The sequence below is a fragment of the Pigmentiphaga sp. GD03639 genome, assembly GCF_029845405.1.
In the GTDB taxonomy this organism is placed as follows: domain Bacteria; phylum Pseudomonadota; class Gammaproteobacteria; order Burkholderiales; family Burkholderiaceae_B; genus Pigmentiphaga; species Pigmentiphaga daeguensis.
Genome location: NZ_JAOCLR010000010.1, coordinates 131,951 through 151,418, shown reverse-complemented (window position 1 = coordinate 151,418; position 19,468 = coordinate 131,951). Strand labels below are relative to the sequence as shown.

17 protein-coding genes are annotated in these 19,468 nt (G+C 68.6%); 1 reads left to right on the top strand and 16 read right to left on the bottom strand.

Translation table 11 applies throughout. The features are described 5' to 3' along the window. Position 1 precedes the first annotated feature (1 nt). From N5K27_RS13480 to N5K27_RS13440, 9 genes are all read right to left on the bottom strand, one after another. Positions 2–1,228 carry an FAD-dependent monooxygenase gene (locus N5K27_RS13480; RefSeq protein ID WP_279817064.1) on the bottom strand — a complete coding sequence of 409 codons (1,227 nt, stop codon included), beginning with the start codon at positions 1,226–1,228 and terminating at the stop codon, positions 2–4. A 23-nt stretch (positions 1,229–1,251) separates the two neighbouring features. Beyond that, positions 1,252–2,235: a tripartite tricarboxylate transporter substrate binding protein gene (locus N5K27_RS13475; RefSeq protein WP_132980188.1), complete on the bottom strand. Its 984-nt coding sequence runs from the start codon at positions 2,233–2,235 to the stop codon at positions 1,252–1,254. A 213-nt stretch (positions 2,236–2,448) separates the two neighbouring features. Next, the gene (locus N5K27_RS13470) at positions 2,449–3,426 is read right to left on the bottom strand and encodes a tripartite tricarboxylate transporter substrate binding protein (protein ID WP_132980187.1); all 978 of its coding nucleotides are present in this window, start codon (positions 3,424–3,426) and stop codon (positions 2,449–2,451) included. Between the two features lie 42 nt (positions 3,427–3,468). Then, positions 3,469–4,455, bottom strand: coding sequence for a hypothetical protein (locus N5K27_RS13465; protein ID WP_279817059.1), 987 nt, complete (start codon positions 4,453–4,455; stop codon positions 3,469–3,471). A gap of 29 nt (positions 4,456–4,484) precedes the next feature. Continuing rightward, a complete protein-coding gene (locus N5K27_RS13460; RefSeq protein ID WP_279817056.1) occupies positions 4,485–5,627 on the bottom strand; it encodes a Xaa-Pro peptidase family protein in 1,143 nt (380 codons plus the stop codon). Between the two features lie 54 nt (positions 5,628–5,681). Next, a complete protein-coding gene (locus tag N5K27_RS13455) occupies positions 5,682–7,271 on the bottom strand; it encodes a gamma-glutamyltransferase family protein (protein ID WP_279817053.1) in 1,590 nt (529 codons plus the stop codon). Positions 7,272–7,276: 5 nt separating this feature from the next. Then, on the bottom strand, positions 7,277–8,206 hold the full coding sequence (locus N5K27_RS13450; RefSeq protein ID WP_279817050.1) for a branched-chain amino acid transaminase: 930 nt from the start codon (positions 8,204–8,206) through the stop codon (positions 7,277–7,279). A 55-nt stretch (positions 8,207–8,261) separates the two neighbouring features. Beyond that, a complete protein-coding gene (locus N5K27_RS13445; RefSeq protein ID WP_279817049.1) occupies positions 8,262–8,774 on the bottom strand; it encodes a MarR family transcriptional regulator in 513 nt (170 codons plus the stop codon). A gap of 130 nt (positions 8,775–8,904) precedes the next feature. Further along, positions 8,905–10,122 (bottom strand): MFS transporter, encoded by a 1,218-nt coding sequence (locus tag N5K27_RS13440; protein ID WP_279817047.1) that lies wholly within the window; start codon positions 10,120–10,122, stop codon positions 8,905–8,907. A 98-nt stretch (positions 10,123–10,220) separates the two neighbouring features. On the opposite strand from N5K27_RS13440, the gene N5K27_RS13435 reads away from it, so the two are divergent. After that, positions 10,221–11,162: a LysR substrate-binding domain-containing protein gene (locus N5K27_RS13435; RefSeq protein WP_279817044.1), complete on the top strand. Its 942-nt coding sequence runs from the start codon at positions 10,221–10,223 to the stop codon at positions 11,160–11,162. Between the two features lie 62 nt (positions 11,163–11,224). Here N5K27_RS13435 and N5K27_RS13430 read toward each other — a convergent pair whose 3' ends face one another. The 7 genes from N5K27_RS13430 to N5K27_RS13400 form a co-directional block, all read right to left on the bottom strand. After that, the gene (locus tag N5K27_RS13430; protein WP_279817041.1) at positions 11,225–12,367 is read right to left on the bottom strand and encodes a hypothetical protein; all 1,143 of its coding nucleotides are present in this window, start codon (positions 12,365–12,367) and stop codon (positions 11,225–11,227) included. Positions 12,368–12,378: 11 nt separating this feature from the next. Then, positions 12,379–12,990 (bottom strand): hypothetical protein, encoded by a 612-nt coding sequence (locus N5K27_RS13425; RefSeq protein ID WP_279817039.1) that lies wholly within the window; start codon positions 12,988–12,990, stop codon positions 12,379–12,381. A 203-nt stretch (positions 12,991–13,193) separates the two neighbouring features. Then, on the bottom strand, positions 13,194–14,159 hold the full coding sequence (locus tag N5K27_RS13420) for a tripartite tricarboxylate transporter substrate binding protein (protein ID WP_279817036.1): 966 nt from the start codon (positions 14,157–14,159) through the stop codon (positions 13,194–13,196). A 32-nt stretch (positions 14,160–14,191) separates the two neighbouring features. Beyond that, entirely contained in the window at positions 14,192–15,241 is a 1,050-nt protein-coding gene (locus tag N5K27_RS13415; protein WP_279817034.1) for a GTP-binding protein, read from the bottom strand. Beyond that, a complete protein-coding gene (locus N5K27_RS13410) occupies positions 15,238–15,618 on the bottom strand; it encodes a hypothetical protein (protein WP_087840468.1) in 381 nt (126 codons plus the stop codon). Before N5K27_RS13410 ends, N5K27_RS13415 begins: the two co-directional genes overlap by 4 nt. After that, on the bottom strand, positions 15,608–17,359 hold the full coding sequence (locus N5K27_RS13405; RefSeq protein ID WP_087840466.1) for a hydantoinase B/oxoprolinase family protein: 1,752 nt from the start codon (positions 17,357–17,359) through the stop codon (positions 15,608–15,610). The genes N5K27_RS13410 and N5K27_RS13405 overlap by 11 nt, the downstream gene beginning before the upstream one ends. Further along, positions 17,359–19,452: a hydantoinase/oxoprolinase family protein gene (locus tag N5K27_RS13400; RefSeq protein ID WP_087840464.1), complete on the bottom strand. Its 2,094-nt coding sequence runs from the start codon at positions 19,450–19,452 to the stop codon at positions 17,359–17,361. The genes N5K27_RS13405 and N5K27_RS13400 overlap by 1 nt, the downstream gene beginning before the upstream one ends. Positions 19,453–19,468 lie beyond the last annotated feature (16 nt).

The window sequence follows — 19,468 nt, the reverse complement described above, 5'->3', positions numbered from 1 at the left end:
CTCAGGTCCGCGCCACGCTCCACGACGGCCGTTCGTTCAGCGTCGCGACGTCGAAACCCGCCAGTTGGCGGTACGACTGCTCCACCCGCTCCAGTTCGGCCGCCGCCGAGGCATGGTCGCTGGCGCGCGCCAGGGTGCTGACCCGCTTCATCACATCGCCCGCCATGCTGCGGTTGGCCCGCTGCACAGCGGCCACGGCCTCGCGGCGCGCCTGCTCGTAGGCCGACAGCGCGGCGTCCGGACCGGGCTGCATGGCCAGGTGGTAGGCCAGGACCCGCGCGTCGATGATGGCCTGCGATGCGCCGTTGGAACCGAAGGGATACATGGCATGGGCCGCGTCGCCCAGCAACGTGGCCCGCCCGGCCGTCCAGCGCGGCAAGGGATCGATGTCCGCCATCGGATACTCGTAGGCCGCGTCCGTCCGGCGCACCAGCGCCGGGATGTCCAGCCAGTCGAAGTCCCAGTGGGCGACGTGGGCGGCCACCGCCTCGGGAGCGATGGGGCGGTTCCAGTTGCCGAGTTCGCCCGCGGCGCCCGGCTCGGTGGGCCGCACGATCAGCCAGTTCAGCACGCCCGGGCCGATGGGATAGACCACGCAGCGCAGATGCTCGTCGCCCACGATCACCATCGAGCGTCCACCGCGGAAGGCCGGCCCCGGCGCCGCGCCGCGAAACATGGTCCAGCCGTTGGTGGCCAGCGGCGATCCGTGCCCATGCAGCGCGACGCGCACGGCCGAGCGTATGCCGTCGGCGCCCACCAGCACGTCGGCCTCGAAGACAGCCGTGCCGCCGGCGGCAGGCGACGCCGTCACCCGCACGCCTCCGGCCTCCTGGGCCACGTCCTGCACGCGCTGCCCGGCCATGACCGCCTCCGGGCCCAGGCGCTCGATCACCGCGGCCAGCAGCAGCTCCTGGAGCTTGCCCCGGTGCACCGAATACTGCGGCCACCGGTAGCCGGCCGCGAGGCCCCGCGCCTCGGCGTTGATCAGCCGGCCGCCGCTGTCCATGTAGGCCAGCTCGGACGTGGGGATGCCGAAGGACGCCAGCCGCTCGCCCAGTCCCAGCTCGTCCAGCTCGCGCACGGCGTGCGGCGGCAGGTTGATGCCCACGCCCAATTGCTGGATCCGCCGGGCGGCCTCCAGCACCGTCACGTCGGAGATGCCCGCGGCATGCAGGCTGAGCGCGGCGGTCAACCCGCCTATGCCCGCGCCCGCGATCACGATCTTCATGGTGCCATTCCTCCCTGGCGCGGTCAGGGCTGGCGCATCAGCTTGGCATGCTCGACCAGCTTGCGTTCCGAGACGTAGTAGCTGGCGGCGAACTTGCCATAGTCGGCGGGCGGACTGAACCAGTAGGTCTGCCCGAGCTTCTCCAGCAGCTTGGCGTACTCCGGGTCGTCCACCGCCGCCTTGAAGGCGGCCGCCAGTTTCTGCACCACGTCCGGCGGCATGCCCTTGGGCCCGATCAATCCATAGGGTGCGGAATTGGCGATGTCGTAGCCCAGGCTGCGGGCGGTAGGCAGGTCCGACAGCAGCGGCGTCGGCTCCGCGTCGAACGACATCAGCAGCCGCAGCGCGCCCGACTGCACGTGCGGCAGCAGGCTGCCCACCGCGTCCACCGCCGCCACCGTCTGGCCGCCCAGCAGGCTGACGGCGGCTTCGCTGCTGCTCTTGTAGCCGACGTGGGTCAGCTCGACGCCGGCAGCGGCGGCGAAGGCCTCGGTCAGCAGATGCATGCTGGTGCCCGCGCCGGCGGTCGCCACCGACACCTTGCCCGGATTGGCCTTGGCGTACCGCACCAGGTCGGCCGCCGTCCGGTACGGGGAATCCGCCTTCACCGCCAGCACGAAGGTATAGCCGCCCAACCCGGCGATCCAGGTGAAATCGCGGATCGGGTCCCAGTCCACCTTTTGCATGTACGGGACACGAAACATGCCGGCCGTGGCCGAGGCGATGGTATAGCCGTCGGGCTTGTCCTGCCTGGCCATGGTCGAAGCGGCCAGCGTGGCGCCGACCCCCGGCTTGTTCTCGACGATGATGGGCTGGCCCAGGTGGCGCGAGGCCAGTTCGGCCAGCTTGCGGAAGGTCAGGTCGGTGGGGCCGCCCGGGCCGAAGCCGACCAGCATGCGTATCGGCCGGCTGGGGTAGTCCTGCTGCGCGGCCGCGGCCGGCTGGGGCGCGGCAGGCAGCAGCAGGGCCAGGGCAAGTGCCCAGGCCCCACGAATGAAGCGTTTCATCGATGGTCTCCTGTTTATCCGCTTGGCGGTTACTTATGACCGCTTATCGACCATAGTGCGGCAAAGCAAGAAACCGTGTCAAGAAAAGGCGAGGGTGCCCGGTCAGCCGCCGGCGGTGGCCTCGCTTCGATCCCGCCGCGGCGCGCGCCGCGCGATCCGGACCCGGCCGGCTGACGCGCCGCGATGGCCCCGCCACGGGTCATCGCATGGCGGTCACTCTATCGTCACGCCCGTCCGGGCGATGATGTCCTTCCAGGCCCTGGCCTCGTTCCGCATGCGGTCGGCGAACTGCGCAGGCGAATTCGCCACCGGCAGCGTGCCCTGCTCAACGAACTTGCGCTGCACGTCCGGATCCCCCACCGCCGCGCGAAAGGCGCCGGCCAGCCGCTCGACGATGGCCGGATCGGTGCCGCGCGGCGCCGCGATGCCCCACCAGTTGGCCAGGATGACGCCCGGCGGCAGGCCGACCTCGGCCGTGGTCGGCACCTGCGGCAGGGCCGGCAGCCGCTGGTCGGCGGCCACCGCCACGGCGCGGATGCGCCCCGCCGCGATCTGCCCGGCGACGATGCCGTAGCTGGCGATCAGCAATTGCACGTCATTGGCGACCAGCGCCTGCACCCCGGGCTGCGAACCCTTGTAGGGTACGTGGACCATGCGCGCGCCCAACTGATCGGACAGCATCAGCGCGGACACGTGCGGCACGGTACCCGCGCCTGGCGATCCGTAGTTCAGCTTGCCCGGGTGGGCCTTGGCATAGTCGGCGAAACCGGCGTAGTCGCGGGCCGGCAATGCGCCCGTGATCGTGACCAGATAGGGCTGCTCGACCAGCAGGCTGACCGGCGTCAGCGCCGCCAGCGGATCGAAGCCCATCTTGGGGAACAGGAACTGGTTGATGACGAAGTTGTTCGTCGGCCCCATCAGCAGCGTATAGCCATCGGGCGCGGCGTTGACCACGTCCAGCGTGCCGATGTTGCCCGCCGCGCCGGCCTTGTAGTCGATGATGACGGGCTGCCCGAGCTGCTTCTCCAGGGCCTGCTGCAGGTTGCGCAGCACCAGGTCTCCGCCGCCGCCGGGCGGATAGGGCAGGACGATCTTGACCGGCCGCTCGGGATAGGCGGAGAAGGCGGCGGCGGCGAACGACAGGCTGGCGATGGCCAGGACCACACGGCATCCACTGCATGGCTTGCTCATAAGAACTCCCATGAACGTAAGGAAACCCTGGCCGGCCGGAACCTAGGCCAGGTCGAAGCGCTGTCCCCGGTTCTGCTTGTCGGCGCGCCGGTAGATGTCCCACGCCAGCGCCACGTCTATGCTGCCTATGCCGGTCATGAAAGCCATGACCCGATCCGTCGCGGCGGCCCGTCCCGGGGCGCGGCCGCTCACGATGTCCTGCATGCCGATGCCGCGGGCATCGTCGATGGCCAGCCCCGGCCGGTAGCGCTCGAAGGCGCGCGCCAGGTTGTCCCGGTGGTCGCACACCACGCGGTCGGCCCGTCCATACGTGGCGTCGTCCCACGAGCCCGTGATGTCGAGCGGGATCAGCACCGTGCCCGGCGACCACCATTCGGCCGCGATGGGGTGGGTCTGGAGCTTGGGCACGGAAGACACCACGATGTCCATGTCCTGCACGGCCTGCCGGACCTCGTCCACCGGCGTCATGGTCCACGCCCCCTGGTCCGCCATGCGCGCGCAGAAGCCAGCCCGCGAAGCGGGGCGCTGCGAGGCCACGAACACGTCCGAGATCGACGGGAACAGCGCCGCCAGGCAGCGCAGGGACCATTCGCCCAGTCCGCCGCAGCCCACCAGGCCGACGCGGCGCGGCATGGGGTTGGCGCAGTACCTGGCCGCCAGTGCGGCGCACGCCCCCGTGCGGGCATAGGTGATCCACATCCCTTCCATGATGGCCACCGGCACGCCGGTGACCGGATCGTTCAGCACGATCAGCGCGCTGGAGTCCGGCGCGCCATGCCGGGCATTGCCCGGAAAGAATGACACCCACTTCATGCCCAGCGCCTGCTGCCCCGCCACCCAGGCGGGCATGGCGTGCAGGAAGCTGGACGGCCCGTGCGGATGCAGCGCGACCTTGGCCGGCACCTCGACCTCGCCTGCCGCGTCGCGGCGGTAGGTGTCCTCGACGACACGGATGACATCGGCCAGCGGCGGCGCACAGCGCGCGACGTCGGCGGCGGACAGCAGGAGCGGTCGTATGGCGGCGGGCATGTCGGTCTCCATCGAAGCCTGTGGGTTCGCTAGGAAATGACGTGCAGCCGCCAGTCCAGGGAGCCCGAGATGATCTCGCACCCCCGCGCGCGCACGATCACGTGCTCTTCGGCGTTCAGCAGCCCTTCCTGCGTCTCGATCTTGGGTTCCGGCGTGATGCTCATGCCTTCCTGGAACACGTGCGCATCGAACGCGTTGATGTAGGGCGGCTCGTTGACCAGCCCGATGCCGTGGCCGATGCGCTTGGCGGGGTGGTCCGAATAGTTGGTCCAGCCGGTCCGGGCCAGCAGCGACTGCGAGTACTCGAACACCGACGCGGTCGTGACGCCGGGCCGGATCTTCTCCATCACCTGGAAAAGGATTTCCCACATGCCGTCATGCTCGCCCTGCTGGCGCGCGCTGGGCGCGCCGAACACCGCGCGCCGCGTGATGTCCATCTTGTAGCCGTTCACGCTGCAGCCGCCGTCCAGGTAAAGAATGTCCCCGCGCCGGAAGGCGCCGCCGGGTCCCGTGGCGCCCAGCGCCACCGGCGGCCCGGAATCCAGGTCCGCGCCCAGTTCGGCGTACAGGGCCATGATGCGCTGCTGGACCGCGCGCTGCGTCACGCCCTCGTTCAAGGATCCCAGGCATTGCGCCCAGGCCCGCGATCCGATCGCGCATGCCTGTCGCAGCTGCTCGATCTCCCATTCGGACTTGATCATGCGGCAGGCCCAGATCACCGGCGAGGAATCGACCCAGCGTATGCCGGGCAATTCGCCGCGCAGGCGGTCGAGGTCCGCCAGCCCCAGGCCCAGCCGGGGTTCGTTGCCCAGCTCGATGCCCAGCCGCGCGGCGTGCAGCCCGCGTTCGGCCAGGATGTCGCGCAGTCCCCAGTCGGTGGCCGGCTCGCGGTCGAACGGCACCTCGGGGTAGATGCGCCGGTCGGCCACGCAAGGATTGCCCGGCCGGCGATACAGGCGCGCGAACATGTCCGGACCGCTCCAGTTCACCAGGGCCGGTTCGCCCTCGGCCGGCAGCACGAAGGCCGCCGGGCGGCCGGGGCTGGCCTTCTCGCCGGTGAAGTAATAGAAACCCACGGGGTCGGTAACCACCAGCCCGTCCATGCCGGCGCGCGCCATTTCCGCCCGCGCGCGGGCCATCCTCGCTTCGAACTCCTGCCGTGGCACGCTCACTGTTCGCTCCTCCTGTCGCCGCGCCGCGTCCCTTGGAAGCGTGCGACGCGGTAGTCAAAAGCCGACGGCCGCGCCGTCCTTGCGATGGTCCGATCCCGCCACGTAGCCGTCGCTGCCGCGCAGGATCAATTGCGCGCCGCCGAACGCGAAGGCCGCCTGCGGCGATTCCTGCCGCACTTCGTGGCCAAGCGCCAGCAGGCCCGCCACGCTGGATTCCGGCATGCCGGCCTCGACCAGCACCTTGCGTCCCGACACCACCTGCCAGCGCGGCGCGTCGGACGCGGCCTGCGGATTCTGGCCGTACAGCTGCGTACGCACGGCCAGTTGCAGATGCCCTTGCGCCTGCATCGGCCCCCCCATCACGCCGAAGCTCATCGCGGGCTGGCCCGCGCGCATCGCGAAGCCGGGGATGATGGTGTGCAGCGGCAGCCGCCGCGACCCCACCAAGTTGGGATGCCCGGGCCGCAGCGAGAAGCCCATGCCGCGGTTCTGCAGGCTGATGCCGGTGCCGGGCACGACCACGCCCGAACCGAAGCCCTCGTAGTTGGACTGGATGAACGAGACCATCATGCCCGCCGCGTCGGCGGCGGCCAGATAAACCGTGCCGCCCTGGCGCGGCGCGCCCGCGCCGAAATCGCCGGCGCGCGCCGGATCGATCAGCGCCGCGCGCGCATCCAGATAGTCATCCGCCAGCAGGGACTTCGGGTCGACCTGCATACCGGCCGGATCGCCGACGAAGGCCTCGACGTCGGCGAACGCCAGCTTCATCGCCTCGATCTGCAGGTGCATGGCCTCGACGCTGTCGACCGCGTGGCGCCGCAGGTCGTGGCGCGCCAGGATGCCCAGCGCGATCAGCGTGGCGATGCCCTGCGTATTGGGCGGAATCTCGTGCACGTCGACGTCGCCGATGCGCTGCGACAGCGTGCCGCACCAGTGCGCCTCGTGCGCCGCCAGGTCGTCCCGCGTCATTGCGCCGCCATGGCGCGCGGCATGCGCGACCAGGGCCTCGGCCAGCGCGCCCCGGTAGAAGGCCTCGCCGCCGGTGGCGGCGATGGCCTCCAGCGTGCCGGCCAGCGGCGCGTTGCGGAAGATCTCGCCGGCGGCCGGCGCACGCCCCCCGGGCAGGAAGGCTTCGGCAAAGCCCGGCTGGTCGGCATAGTTGGGCGCGATGCGATGCCACAGCGCGGCGATCAGCGGACTGACCGCGAACCCCCGCCGGGCGTAGTCCACGGCCGGTTCGAACAAGCGCTCGAAAGGCAGCGTGCCGAAGCGCCGGCTCAGCGCTACCCACGATGACACCGCGCCCGGCACCGTGACGCTGTCCCAGCCACGGCGCGGCATGGTCTCGCGCCCGGCGAAACGCGCCGCATCCCAGGCGGCCGGCGCGCGCCCGCTGGCGTTCAGGCCGTGCAGGCTCGCGCCGTCCCAGACAATCGCGAAGGCATCGCTGCCCACGCCGTTGGCGGTGGGCTCGACCACCGTGGACGCGATGGCGGCCGCGACCGCCGCATCGACGGCGTTGCCGCCTTGCAGCAGCATGCGCAGCCCGGCCTGCGCCGCCAGCGGCTGCGAGGCGCACACCACGTTGCGCGCCAGCACCGGCGAACGCTGCGACGGATACGGCAATGCGTAGTCGAGATCCATGGCGCTCAGGCGGGAACGCGGGACACCGGGGTCACCCAATGCGCGTAGCGTTCGTCGCGTCCGCGCACGGCATCGAAATACAGCGACTGCAGCCGCCGCGTCACCGGCCCGGGCACGCCCTGGCCGATGGGCCGGTCGTCCAGCGCCACCACCGGCGTGACCTCGGCCCCGGTGCCCACGAAGAAAGCCTCGTCGGCGATGTACATGGCGTCGCGGGTGAAGAACTCCTCGCGCACCACCAGGCCCGCGCCACGCGCGAGCTGGATGATGGAGTCGCGGGTGATGCCGTCCAGGATATAGGTCAGCGGCGGCGTGATCAGTTGCCCGTCGCGCACGATGAAGACGTTCTCGACCGAGCCCTCGGCCACGTGCCCCTCGGCGTCCAGCAGCAGCGCCTCGTCGTAGCCGCCGCGCAGCGCATCGGTGCGTGCCATCTGGAACAGCATGTAGTTGCCGCAGGCCTTGGCCTTGGGCATGTTCGAATTGATGTGATGCCGCGTATAGGACGAAGTCTTGATCCGTGTGCCCTGCTCCAGCTTGCCCTGGCCCAGGTATTCGCCCCAGAACCAGACCGCGATGCCCACGCTGACCTTGCACCCCGTGTAGTTCAGCCCCATGCCGCCGTAGCCGATGTAGGCCACCGGCCGCAGATAGCACTGCGAGTGGCCGCTGGCCGCGACGGTTTCGCGGCAGGCCTCGACGATGGTTTCCCGGGTGTAGGGAATGTCCAGCCCGATGATCTTGGCCGACTTGAACAATCGGTCGATGTGGGCGTCGAGCCGGAATATGGACGTGCCCTGCTCGCCGTCATAGGCGCGTATGCCTTCGAAGACCCCGAACCCATACTGGAAACTGTTGCTGACGAAATGGACGGACGCATCCGCCCAATCCACCAGCTTGCCATCGATCCAGATGGGTGAACCCTGCTCTTCCATGACCGCCTCCTTCCAGGAAAGGCCGACTGCAAGAACTGCTTGAAGGGATTGCCGCTTACTTGATGGGAGAAATCTTCAGGTTGCGCAGCATGCGCTGCAGCGTGGTGCGCAGGATCTCCAGGTCCGCCGGCGGCACGTCGTGCACCGACCACTCGTACTGCGCCGACACCGCGGGCAGCATCGCGTCGAGCAGGTCGCGCCCGGCCTGGGTGATCGAAACGATGACCGCGCGGCCGTCGTCATCGTCCTGCTCGACGGTGACCAGCTCCTGCGCCTCCATCCGGCCGATGGTGCGGCTGAGCGTGGAGGACTCGATCAGCGTCAGCTCGATCAGGTCGCGCATGCGGGCATGGTCGCGGCGGGTAAGCGCGATCAACACCCGGTAGACGCTGGTGGTCTGGTTGAAGGGGCGCAACGCCTCGGTCAGGCTGATGGCCAGCCGTTCGGACACCTGCCGCAGCAGGTAGGCCGTCTTCTTTTCGCTGCGCTGGTCCGAGAAGGCATCCGGCTCGTCATCGACCGGATCGACCGGCTTGCGGCGGGAGGAACGCGTCGAGCTGGAGGCCATGGCGCAGGAACCGTGATGGTTGCGATGGCCTATTTACTCACAAATAAACTTGCATATGCAAGTTCTTTTACAAGAATATTTTCATTTGATATCGCATGAAAAACGGGAGGCCCACAGCCTCCCGCTCCTGCTAGCCCCCCACGCGCGCCATCCTCACCCCCAACGCCCCCAGCGCCGTCGCGGTGGCCAGCCCCACCACGCCCAGCCAGCCCGCATGCGCCCACACCAGGCTGCCCAGCCCCGCGCCGGCGGCCATGCCGATGAACATCCCGGCCACCAGCAGGGCGTTCAGGCGGCTGCGCGCCGCGGGCTCCAGGCCGTAGACCTGGGTCTGGCTGGCAACCAGCGAGGCCTGCACGCCGAAGTCGAAGCCGATGGCGCTGGCCACCAGCAAGGCGAGCTGCGCCTGTGCCGGCAGCACCTCGGTCAGCGCCAGGCTGGCGAACGAGACGGCCGCGATGATGGTGGCGATGCGGGCCACGCCGTCGGAGCCGCGGCGATCGGCCAGCCGGCCCGCGAAGGGCGCGGCCAGGGCGCCCGCCGCGCCGGCCAGGCCGAAGGCGCCGGCGGCCGTGCTGCCCAGGTGGAAGCGGTCATGCAGCATCACGGCCAGCGTGCACCAGAAGGCGCTGAAGCCCACCGCCAGCAGGCCCTGCGCGTAGACCGCGCGGCGCAGCGCGCCATGGCGGCGCCACAACTGCGCCATGGAAGCCAGCAGCGCGCCGTATCCCAGCTGCGCGGTGGGCGCGAAGCGCGGCAGGCCGCGCGCCGCCACCACGCCCACGCCGGCGATGGACACCGCGGCCACCACGAACATGGCGCGCCAGTTCCAGTATTCGGCCACGAAGCCGCTGATCACGCGCGACAACAGGATGCCCAGCAGCAGGCCGGTCATGACGGTGCCGACGGCCTTCCCGCGCTGCGCATCCGGCGCCAGCGTCGCGGCCGCCGGCACGATGTCCTGGGCCAGCGTGGCCGCCAGTCCCACCGCCAGGCTGGCGGCCAGCAGCCAGCCTACGCCCGGCGCCAGGCCGCTCAGCAACAGGGCCAGCGCCAGCACGGCCGACTTGCCGACGATGATGCGGCGGCGGTCGTAGCGGTCGCCCAGCGGCGCCAGCAGCAGGATGCCGGCCGCGTAGCCCAGCTGGGTCAGGGTGGGCACCAGGCCCACCGTGCCTTCACCGGCCCCCAGGTCCTGGCCCAGCAACCCCAGCATGGGCTGGCTGTAGTAGATGGAAGCGACGCTCAGCCCCGCCCCGGCGGCCAGCAGGCCGACCAGCGAGGTGGTCAACCGCGTGGCGGGTGCGGCAGATAGGGACGCACCATGCGCGATTTGTATGGATGACATGCTCGTAAACCCGTAAACAGAAGTGTGGACGGGATTGTGCATGGCGGTAGTTACGTCGTGTAGCCCCTGTAGGCGCAGATTCGTTATACGCTTGACGCATGAAAACCGGCGCCTCCCCGTCCATCGATCGCATCGAACTGATGCAGACCTTCGTTCGCATCGTCGAAGCCGGGAGCCTGTCCGCCGCCGCCGTGCAACTGGGCACCACCCAGCCCACGGTCAGCCGCAGGCTGCAGACGCTGGAACGCCTGCTGGGACTGCGCCTGCTGCAGCGCTCCACCCACGGCATGATGCTGACCAGCGACGGCGAGCGGTGCTACGCCCATGCGAAGGAACTGGGCGAAACCTGGGACGCCATGGAAGCCGACCTGCGCAGCGCCCACGACGAACCGCGCGGCACGCTGCGCGTGCTGGTGCCGCACGCCTTCGGCCAGGACCAGATGATGGCGCCGCTGACCGACTACCTGCGGCGCTATCCCGAGGCCTCGGTCGAATGGCTGCTGCAGGACCGCCACGCCGATTTCATCGCCGAAGGGCTGGACTGCGCGATCCAGGTAGGCGCGGTGAACGACCCGGACGTCGTCGCCATCCTGCTGGCCGAGGTACCCCGCATCGTCGTGGCCGCGCCGTCCCTGCTGCCGGACGACGCGCCGCCGGACGAGATCACGACCCTGGAAAGACTGCCCTGGGTCGCGTTGAACATGTACTACCGCAACGAGGTGGTGCTGACGCGCGGCGCGGACGGCCTCAGCCACCGCTTCCCCATCCGCCCGCGCATGAGCACCGACAGCCTGTACGCGCTGCGCGCCGCCATGCTGGACGGCGTGGGCGCCGGCATCACGTCGGCCTGGGTGGTGGCCGACGACCTGCGCCAGGGCCGGCTGCGCCACGTCGCGCCCCAGTGGCGCGCCGCCTCGCTGCCGGTCTACCTGATCTATCCGTACGCCCGCTACTATCCGGCCAAATTGCGCGCGTTCATCGACATGATGCGCGCCGCCATGCCGACCATGGCGGGCGTGGCGCCGGCGGTACCTTCCTAATCCTGGCGGCTGCGCCTTGATGGGTATGGCAGCAACGCTGCCATTTCCTCCCTCATGCCTTGCTATCGCGCCAGCATCTGAACCGCTCGCGCATGCAAGTCATGTTGCCCCACCCCGGGCAGAAGCGAGACCTGCCCGGTGTTGGACAATCGTCGCAACAGTTGCTTGCGCTGGGGCTCCGTGGCCTTCGAAGCAATCGTAGGACCGAACTGCGCCGCCATGACCGCAGCGACCTGCTCTCCACCGGAAGACGATCCAAGCAACTGGCCGAGCATGAAATCCGGCATGGCGCTATCCGATACGCCGGCCAAGCGCCCCCGGGCCTCCAGCCAATTGTTGTAGTCCACGTAGGGGAATCCTCCGGAGGCCCATCCTGGCGTGCGGCCGGGCTCCTGCGTCAAGAGGAACGCATCGAGCTTCTGCCGGCTGCCTGCGCCGATGGACTCAGTGAACTTTTCGGACTTCAGGTAGGCGCCAAGAAGACGCGTCAGCGTGACGGCTTCCGGTCCATTTGCGCGAAGCCCGCCGAGCACGAGAATGGAATCTATGGTCGCGTCCTGGTCGGCAGCGGGCAAAGCGGGAATCTGGATGATGGATTCCCGCATGAAATGCTCCGCCCCCAGGGCGCCCCGCTGGTTCGCCTGCTGGATCAAAGCCGCCGCGCGCGGCCCAGGAACTGCGCGCGAATAAGCCAGCACCGCTGCACGGACAACGTCGCTATCCTGGTCAGCCGCTGCATGTTGAAGAAAAAGCAGGACATCGCCATTCCGGGTCTGATCAGCGTCGGTAAGAGCGGGACCGGCCGAGGGCGCACGATAGAGGCCGGCAATGGCCTGGACCAGCTGTACGCGGTTCTTGCTTGGTGTGTCCTTCCGTGCAAACTCGTCCTTCAGCGCCTGCAGCCGGTCAACTGGCTTGAGAAACCCGATAGCACTTACGGTATAAGCCGCGAGGGTCGGCTCGGTACGATACATCTGGTAGGCCTTCCAGAGTGTGTCGAACTTGGCCTGGGCACTCACGCGTTGGTTCTCGATCAAAGCACGCGTCGCGACATCCAGACCGCCGATGTTCTGACTCTTTGCCGCTTCGTTTACAGAGCCCAAATAGGTCTCAGCCGGACTAGCCGAAATGTCTTGTGCGGCAAGAGTCTGGGACAAGCCAGAAAGGACGATCGCAAGTGCAATATTGCGCATGTTGAATGTCATCTCGGCCTCCCTTACCGAATGCTAAACGCGTAAAACATCGTGTTGGGCAATTGCGTGCCGGGAAAAGAAGCAACGGGAACCGTATTGCCGGTTCTCCACACCTCTCGTACGAAGGTATCGCATCGGAACTGACCCATCGTCGGCCCCTTGTAGATCGGCTGGGCCGGAGGTCCCCAAGGAGGCGATTCTGGGGTGTACCAGCCTCCAGGTTGTGGATGGGTATAAAACACAGTTGTCGTGTATGTAGCTCCAGCGGCCCACCAGAGGCTTGCCTGCCACTGGAGCGCATAGTCCGGCGCATAAGAAATAAGGTTGTCGCAATAGGCAATGTTGTTGCACACCTGGACATTCGGTCGGCTCATTAGCGAGGAGTAATAACTCGCCCCCCAATAGGACGTCCTCGACTTGAAGTTTGCGAGCGTATTCTGTTGAAGCGGAGTCGCTTCATCCAACATCTCGATCACATATCCAACTGCGCCACTCCAAAGACCGACGTGACCGATCGAACCAAGCAAAGGCACGTTTAGGTCACGGCCGACCATGTCTGCGTTCTGCCAGGGGTCCGCGGCGTGAACGAGGGTAGCAGCGCAGGCGAATGCTGCAGCTGTGAGCACGCGTTTCATGTTTCCCTCCCGCAATATTCTCTGATTAGTGAATAAAGAAAATAAGCGATGTTTTTAAATCACGAAACCGGAAAAGCCCTAAGTAAGAGCTCACGTTAGTGAGCCCTCAGAACTTCACGCGTCTGTAGTTGAAAATGCGCTGATTCGAAACTGGCCAACATCCGAGTCGGTTCGCCACCGACCCAAGGCACCGCCTACCTCTCTCACTCGACCGTGATGTTCGCCGCCTTGACCAGCTTCCCGTACTTGGCGCTCTCGGCTCGGACATAGTCCGCGAACGCCTGGGGCGACGACCCCTTGCCGACGAATGCCTGTTCGCTCAAGGTCTGCTTGACCCGCGGCGAGTCGATGGCCTTGCGCACGGCCTCGTGCAGCTTGGCCACGACGTCGGCGGGCAGCCCCGCCGGACCCCACAGGCCGTACCAGGACACCATCTCGAATCCCTGCAATCCCGATTCGGCCACCGTGGGCACGTCGGGCAGCGAAGGCAGGCGCTGGGCGCTGGTGACGGCCAGCGCCTTGGTGCGGCCGGCCTTGACCGGCGGCAGCGACGAGGGCACGGCGTCGATGACGGCGCTGATGTGCCCGCCCATGAGATCAGTCAGCGCCGGGCCGGTGCCCTTGTACAGCACGACGGGGATGTCGGCCTTGGCCTCGTAGCTAATGGCGGCTTCGGCCAGGTGGCTGGCCGAACCGGCGGCGGAGGCGCCGAAGAAGTATTTGCCGGGCGCCTGGTGGGCCAGCGCGATGAACGACTTGAGGTCTTTGGCTGGCACGCCGGGGTTGGCGGTAACCAGCAGCGGCACCTCGCCCAGGTTGGTGATGGGCGTGAAGTCCTTGTGGATGTCGTAGGGCAGCGACTTGAGCAGCCACGGGCCCGCCGCGAAGGTGGAGGCGTTGACCAGCAGGGTATAGCCGTCGGCCGGGGCGCGCGCCACGGCTTCGCTGCCTATGGATCCGCTGGCGCCGGCGCGGTTCTCGACGACGAAGGTCTGGCCCAGCTGCTGGCCCAGGCTGTCGGCGAACACGCGCGCCACCGCGTCCACCGTGCCGCCCGGCGGGTAGGGCACGATGACGCGGACGGGCCGCTGGGGATAGGCCTGCGCGCTGGCGGCCATGGTGGCGGCGCAGGCCAGCAGGCCCGCGAGATATCGGATGAAAGGCTTCACGTCGGTCTCCTTGTCGTTGTGATGGGGCGGGGCTAGGGTTGTCGGCGCTCGAAGATCCTGAGCGTGTCGTCGACCAGGTCGCGTTCGACGTCGCGGGTGATGAACACGATGCGGGTGCGATGGTCGTCGTCGGGCCAGGCGGGCAGGAAGGAATGGGGGTGGAACACGTGCTGCACGCCGTGGATGACCACCGGCGTGCCGGGATGCTCGACCACGTTGAGGATGCCTTTCACACGCAGCAGGTCGGGGCCGCGCAGCGTGGCCAGCATGGCCAGCCAGCGCTGCACGCCGGCCCATGACACGGGTTCGTCGCGGGTCACCACGTACGAGCGGATGCGGTCGCCGTGGCGGGTGCGGTCGTGATGGTGATGGTGTTCATGTCCGTGCCCATGATGGGCGGGGTGTCCGTGCGCGTCGCCATGTGCCTCGTGCGCCTCGGCACGCAGCCAGCGCCGCACGTCACGCGGACGGCCGTCGGGCGCCGCCAGCCAGTCGCCGTCGTCCTTGCCGGCGCGTACCAGCTCGGCCCCGGGGTTGATCGCCCGCAGCCGGTGCAGCAGGGCCTCGGACTGCGCGGCGGACGCGAGATCGGTCTTGGTCAGCACCAGCAGGTCGGCCACCGCCGCCTGCTTCACGGCTTCCTCCTGCCGGTCCAGCGTATCGATGCCGTTGCAGGCATCGACGGTCGCGGCCACGTGGTCCAGCCGATAACGGCGCGCAACCTCCGGCTCGCTCATCAGCGTGTGCAGGATGGGCGCGGGGTCGGCCAGCCCGGTGGTCTCGATCACCACCCGCCGCAGCGGCGCGGCCTGGCCCGCCAGCCGCCGGTCCAGCCGGTCGAAGGCCTCGACCAGGTCGCCGCGTATGGTGCAGCAGATGCAGCCGTTGGCCAGCAGCACCATGTCCTCGGCGCTCTGCTCCAGCAGATGGTGGTCCAGTCCGACCTCGCCGAACTCGTTGATGATGACCGCCGTGTCGCGCAGCGCGGGCCGCGCCAGCAGGCGGTTCAGCAGCGTGGTCTTCCCGCTGCCCAGGAAGCCGGTCAGCACCGTGACCGGTATGCGGTCGTCCGTCTCCGTCATGGCAAGGCTCCGGAACGCGCGCCGCCGTGCAGGCGCGCGAAAGAACTCAGGGTGCGATCCAGGCGGCCCAGCAGCCATGCGGCGCCGGCGGCCGCGGCATCGTTGCCGGGATCGGCCAGCGCCGCCAGCACCGCCGCCACGCCACCCTCCTGCCCGGCCGGGGCGTGGCGTTCGAGCAGGGCATGGGCCTCGGCCTCGCCCAGGCGCCCGGCCTCGTCGCGCAAATAGTCCAGGATGTCGCGCTCGAAATCCTGCAGTCGCAGCGTCACGCCACCCATGCCGCACGCGCAGGCACCGCCCATGGACACGTGCTGCAGCGCCACGTCGTTCCACAGGCGCAGCAGCGCGGCGGCGCGGGCGGCGGCATCAGGCGGCACGGCGGCCCCGCAGCGCCTCGGTGGCGGCCTGGTCCACCGCGCCTTCCGCGGTCACCGCCACGCCATAGACATCGCGCGCCGCCTGTGCGCTGACATAGCCTTCGCGCACGTCCTCGGCCACGGTCTCGGGATCGCGCCCGCGCGGATCGCCGAAGCCGCCTCCTCCGCCCGACAGCATCTTGTAGGCATCGCCGCGCTCCAGCCGCACGTTGAAGATCTTGGCGTTGGGCATGCCGTCGTCCCATTCGCCCTTGCGGCGGATGGCGATGCCGTTGCCCGCGGCCTCGTGGCCGCCCTCCAGCCCCCAGGGCTTGCAATGCATGCGGTCGATGCGCGTGGTCACCGCGAAGGGGGACAGCGCCTGCACCACCATCTCCGCGCCCAGCCCGCCGCGATAGGTGCCCGCGCCGCCGCTGTCGGTGCGGATGGCGTAGCGTTCGACCAGGACCGGATACTTGGCCTCGAGCTGCTCGGTGGGACTGTTGTGGGTATCGCCGTCGTTGATGCACACCGTGACCGACACGCCGTCCTCGCGCGACTTCGCGCCCCAGCCGCCGCCCAGCGGGCCGATGCCGACGATGAACAGGCGGCCGTCCTCGGGCGAGATGCCGTGGATGTTGGGAAACACCAGGTCGGCATGGTGGCCGGCGATGGCGCGGTCGGGTATGGCCGGCGCCAGCGCCTTGAAGATGGTGTCGATGACGGTCATGGGGAAGGTCATCCAGACCCGCATCGGGAACGGGCGTTCGGCGCTGATGACGGTGCCCATGGGCATGACGACCTTCAGCGGACGGAAGCTGCCGTCGTTGACCGGATAGTCGGTGGGCGTGGTCAGGCACTTGAAGGCCACCTGCGCGCAGGCGATGCCGGTGGTGAAGCCGGAGTTGTAGAAGCCGCGCACCTGCCGGCTCACGTCCGACAGGTCGATGGTCATCTCGTCGCCCTGCTTGATCACCTTGACGCGGATGGGAATGCGCCGTCCCACGTCCACGCCGTCGTCGTCCATGTAGGACTCGGCCTCGTAGACGCCGTCGGGAATGCTGAGCGTGTTCTGCCGCGCCACCGCCTCGGACTGGTCCATGATCTGCGCGATCGAGCCGTGCACGGCGTCGGCGCCGTAGCGCTGGACCAGCTCCAGGAAGCGCCGCTCGCCGGTGGTGATGGCGGTGATCTGCGCGCGCAGGTCGCCCAGCGCGCGCTCGGGCAGGCGCACGTTCATCGCGATGATGTCGACCAGGTCCTGGTTGACCACGCCCGCGCGGCGGTACTTGACGATGGGAATCTGTATCCCTTCGGAGAAGATGTCGGTCGTGACCTGGCCCAGCGTGCCGCCCACGTCCAGCCAGTGCGCCATGCAGCAGGTGAAGGCTACGATGCGGCCTTCGTGGAACACCGGCATGGTGAAGGTGAAATGGTTCAGGTGGCTACCGGTGACATAGGCGTCGTTGGTGACCAGGATGTCGCCGGGATGGATGTTCTCCAGCCCGAAGTGGCGGATCTTGGCCTTGACGGTCTCGGACATCCCGCGGATGAACATGGGCAGGCCCAGGCCGATGGACACCGTGTCGCCCTCGGGCGTGAACAGGCCCACGGTGAAATCCAGCGCCTCGTAGATGATGAGGTTGTAGGCGGTCCTCATCAGGTTGGTCTTCATTTCCTCCGTGACGGCCAGGAGGCCGTTGCGGATGATCTCCACCGTGACCGGATCGACGGTGGGCTGGTTCGTTTCTCGCGCGTTCATCAACGTTCGCTCCCGATGGCCACATGCAGGTTGCCGCAGTCGTCCACGGTCAATTCGTCGCCCGGCTGGACGACGGTCGTGGAGGCGTGTTCTTCGATCAGGGCCGGCCCCGGGATACGGTTGCCGGCCAGCAGGGCGTCGCGGCGGTACACCGGCGTCGGCACCTGGCCGTGCGAGCGGAAGTACACCGGCTTGGTGGCGCGCAACGCGTCCTCGGGCGGCGTCTGTCCACCGGCCCGCACCGCGTGGCGCGGCGGCTTGCGCATCACGCCCAGCACGGTCACGCGCAGGCTGACGATGTCGGCCGGCTCGGCCGGCGCGCTGGTGCCGTAGCGGATGGCGTGGACGTCGTCGAAATGGCGCTTGATCGCATCGCGGTCCTGGCGTTCGAAATACACGCGGGGCAGGTCGACGGTGACCGCGTGCTCCTGGCCGACGTAGCGCATGTCGGCCGAACGCTCGATGACGATATCGTCCGGCCGCACCGCCGAGGCCGCGACGGCCGCGCGCCCTTCTTCTTCCATGGACGCGTACAGCGACTCGATCTCGTCGAACGAGAGGTCGTCCAGGTGGCGGAACACCGAGCGCACGTAGTCGTAGCGCAGGTCGCTGAACAGCATGCCGTAGGCCGAGAAGTAGCCCGGCGCGTAGGGAATGAGCACGCGGCGGATGCCGAGCTCGCGCGCGATGGCCGAGGCATGCAGCGGCCCCGCGCCGCCGTAGACCACCATGGTGAAGCTGCCGGCGTCCAGGCCGCGTTCGGTGGTGACGGCCTTGACGGCGTGCGACATCGCCGTCACCGCGATACGCAGGATGCCGTCCGCGGCCTCGACCGTCTCCAGGCCCAGCGGCGCGGCGATGCGCTCGTGCATGGCGGCGCGCGCGCCTTCCAGGTCCAGCGGCATCTCGCCGCCCAGGAAGTGCCCGGCATCCAGGCGGCCCAGGACCAGGTTGGCATCGGTCACGGTGGGCTCGGTGCCCCCACGTCCATAGCAGACCGGGCCCGGCATGGAGCCGGCGCTCCGCGGCCCCACCCGCAGCGCATTGCCCAGCTCGACGCGCGCGATGCTGCCGCCGCCGGTGCCGACCTCGAAAATGTCCATCATGGGGATCTGGATCGGCAGGGCCTTCTCGTAGCCGCCGATCAGCGCGCTGCCCGTGGTGAGCGGCCGCCCTTCGCTGATCACGCCGGCCTTGGCCGTGGTGCCGCCCATGTCGAAGGCGATGGCGTCGGGCAGCCCGAGCTGCGCGCAGATCGCCTGGGCGCCGATGACGCCCGCGGCCGGACCCGATTCCAGCATGCGGACGCATTCGCGCCGCGCATGTTCCAGCGGGAACAGGCCGCCGGTGGACTGGACCGCATAGAAGTCGCCGCCGAAGCCGCGCTCGCCCAGGTGCGTCTCCAACTGGCCCAGATAGGCCGACACGCGCGGACCCACATAGGCGTTGGCGACGGCGGTCGACACGCGTTCGAACTCGCGGTATTCCTGCGACAGTTCGTGCGAGGCGGTCACAAAGGCGTGCGGCAGTTCCTCGAGCAGGATTTCCTTCACGCGTTTCTCGTGGTCGGGCTGGCGATAGGAATGCAGCAACAGCACCGCCGCCGCCTCCACGCCCTGCGCCTTGAGCTCGCGCGCGACCTCGCGCACCCGCGCCTCGTCCAGCGGCTTGTGGACGCTGCCGTCCGCGCGCAGCCGCTCGGCGACTTCATAGCGCAGCGAACGCTTGACCAGCGGCGTGTGCTTGGAGAAGAACAGGTTGTAGGCATCGGGGCGGTTGACGCGGCCGATCTCGTAGATGTCGCGGAATCCCTCGGTGATCAGCAGCGCCGTCTTCGCGCCGTTGCGTTCGAGCAGCGTATTGATCGCGATGGTCGAGCCATGCAGGAAAAGATAGCCGTTGCGCAGGTCGATGCCGGCGCCGTCCAGCGTGTGCTGGATGCCCTCGACCAGCCGGCCGTGCGTGGACAAGGCCTTGCCGAAATGCAGGGTGCCGGCGCTTTCGTCGAACGCGGCCATGTCGGTGAACGTGCCGCCGATGTCGACGGCGATGCGCAGGGGCGCCGGTGCGGGTGCCAGATTGGGTGCGGTCATGGTGGTGGGCGCGATG

Excerpts from the sequence above, each read along its gene's own strand:
- N5K27_RS13480 (WP_279817064.1), bottom strand. The coding sequence starts at position 1,228 with ATGAAGATCGTGATCGCGGGCGCGGGCATAGGCGGGTTGACCGCCGCG.
- N5K27_RS13475 (WP_132980188.1), bottom strand. The coding sequence starts at position 2,235 with ATGAAACGCTTCATTCGTGGGGCCTGGGCACTTGCCCTGGCCCTGCTG.
- N5K27_RS13470 (WP_132980187.1), bottom strand. The coding sequence starts at position 3,426 with ATGAGCAAGCCATGCAGTGGATGCCGTGTGGTCCTGGCCATCGCCAGC.
- N5K27_RS13465 (WP_279817059.1), bottom strand. The coding sequence starts at position 4,455 with ATGCCCGCCGCCATACGACCGCTCCTGCTGTCCGCCGCCGACGTCGCG.
- N5K27_RS13455 (WP_279817053.1), bottom strand. The coding sequence starts at position 7,271 with ATGGATCTCGACTACGCATTGCCGTATCCGTCGCAGCGTTCGCCGGTG.
- N5K27_RS13450 (WP_279817050.1), bottom strand. The coding sequence starts at position 8,206 with ATGGAAGAGCAGGGTTCACCCATCTGGATCGATGGCAAGCTGGTGGAT.
- N5K27_RS13445 (WP_279817049.1), bottom strand. The coding sequence starts at position 8,774 with ATGGCCTCCAGCTCGACGCGTTCCTCCCGCCGCAAGCCGGTCGATCCG.
- N5K27_RS13440 (WP_279817047.1), bottom strand. The coding sequence starts at position 10,122 with ATGTCATCCATACAAATCGCGCATGGTGCGTCCCTATCTGCCGCACCC.
- N5K27_RS13435 (WP_279817044.1), top strand. The coding sequence starts at position 10,221 with ATGAAAACCGGCGCCTCCCCGTCCATCGATCGCATCGAACTGATGCAG.
- N5K27_RS13430 (WP_279817041.1), bottom strand. The coding sequence starts at position 12,367 with ATGACATTCAACATGCGCAATATTGCACTTGCGATCGTCCTTTCTGGC.
- N5K27_RS13425 (WP_279817039.1), bottom strand. The coding sequence starts at position 12,990 with ATGAAACGCGTGCTCACAGCTGCAGCATTCGCCTGCGCTGCTACCCTC.
- N5K27_RS13415 (WP_279817034.1), bottom strand. The coding sequence starts at position 15,241 with ATGACGGAGACGGACGACCGCATACCGGTCACGGTGCTGACCGGCTTC.
- N5K27_RS13405 (WP_087840466.1), bottom strand. The coding sequence starts at position 17,359 with ATGAACGCGCGAGAAACGAACCAGCCCACCGTCGATCCGGTCACGGTG.
- N5K27_RS13400 (WP_087840464.1), bottom strand. The coding sequence starts at position 19,452 with ATGACCGCACCCAATCTGGCACCCGCACCGGCGCCCCTGCGCATCGCC.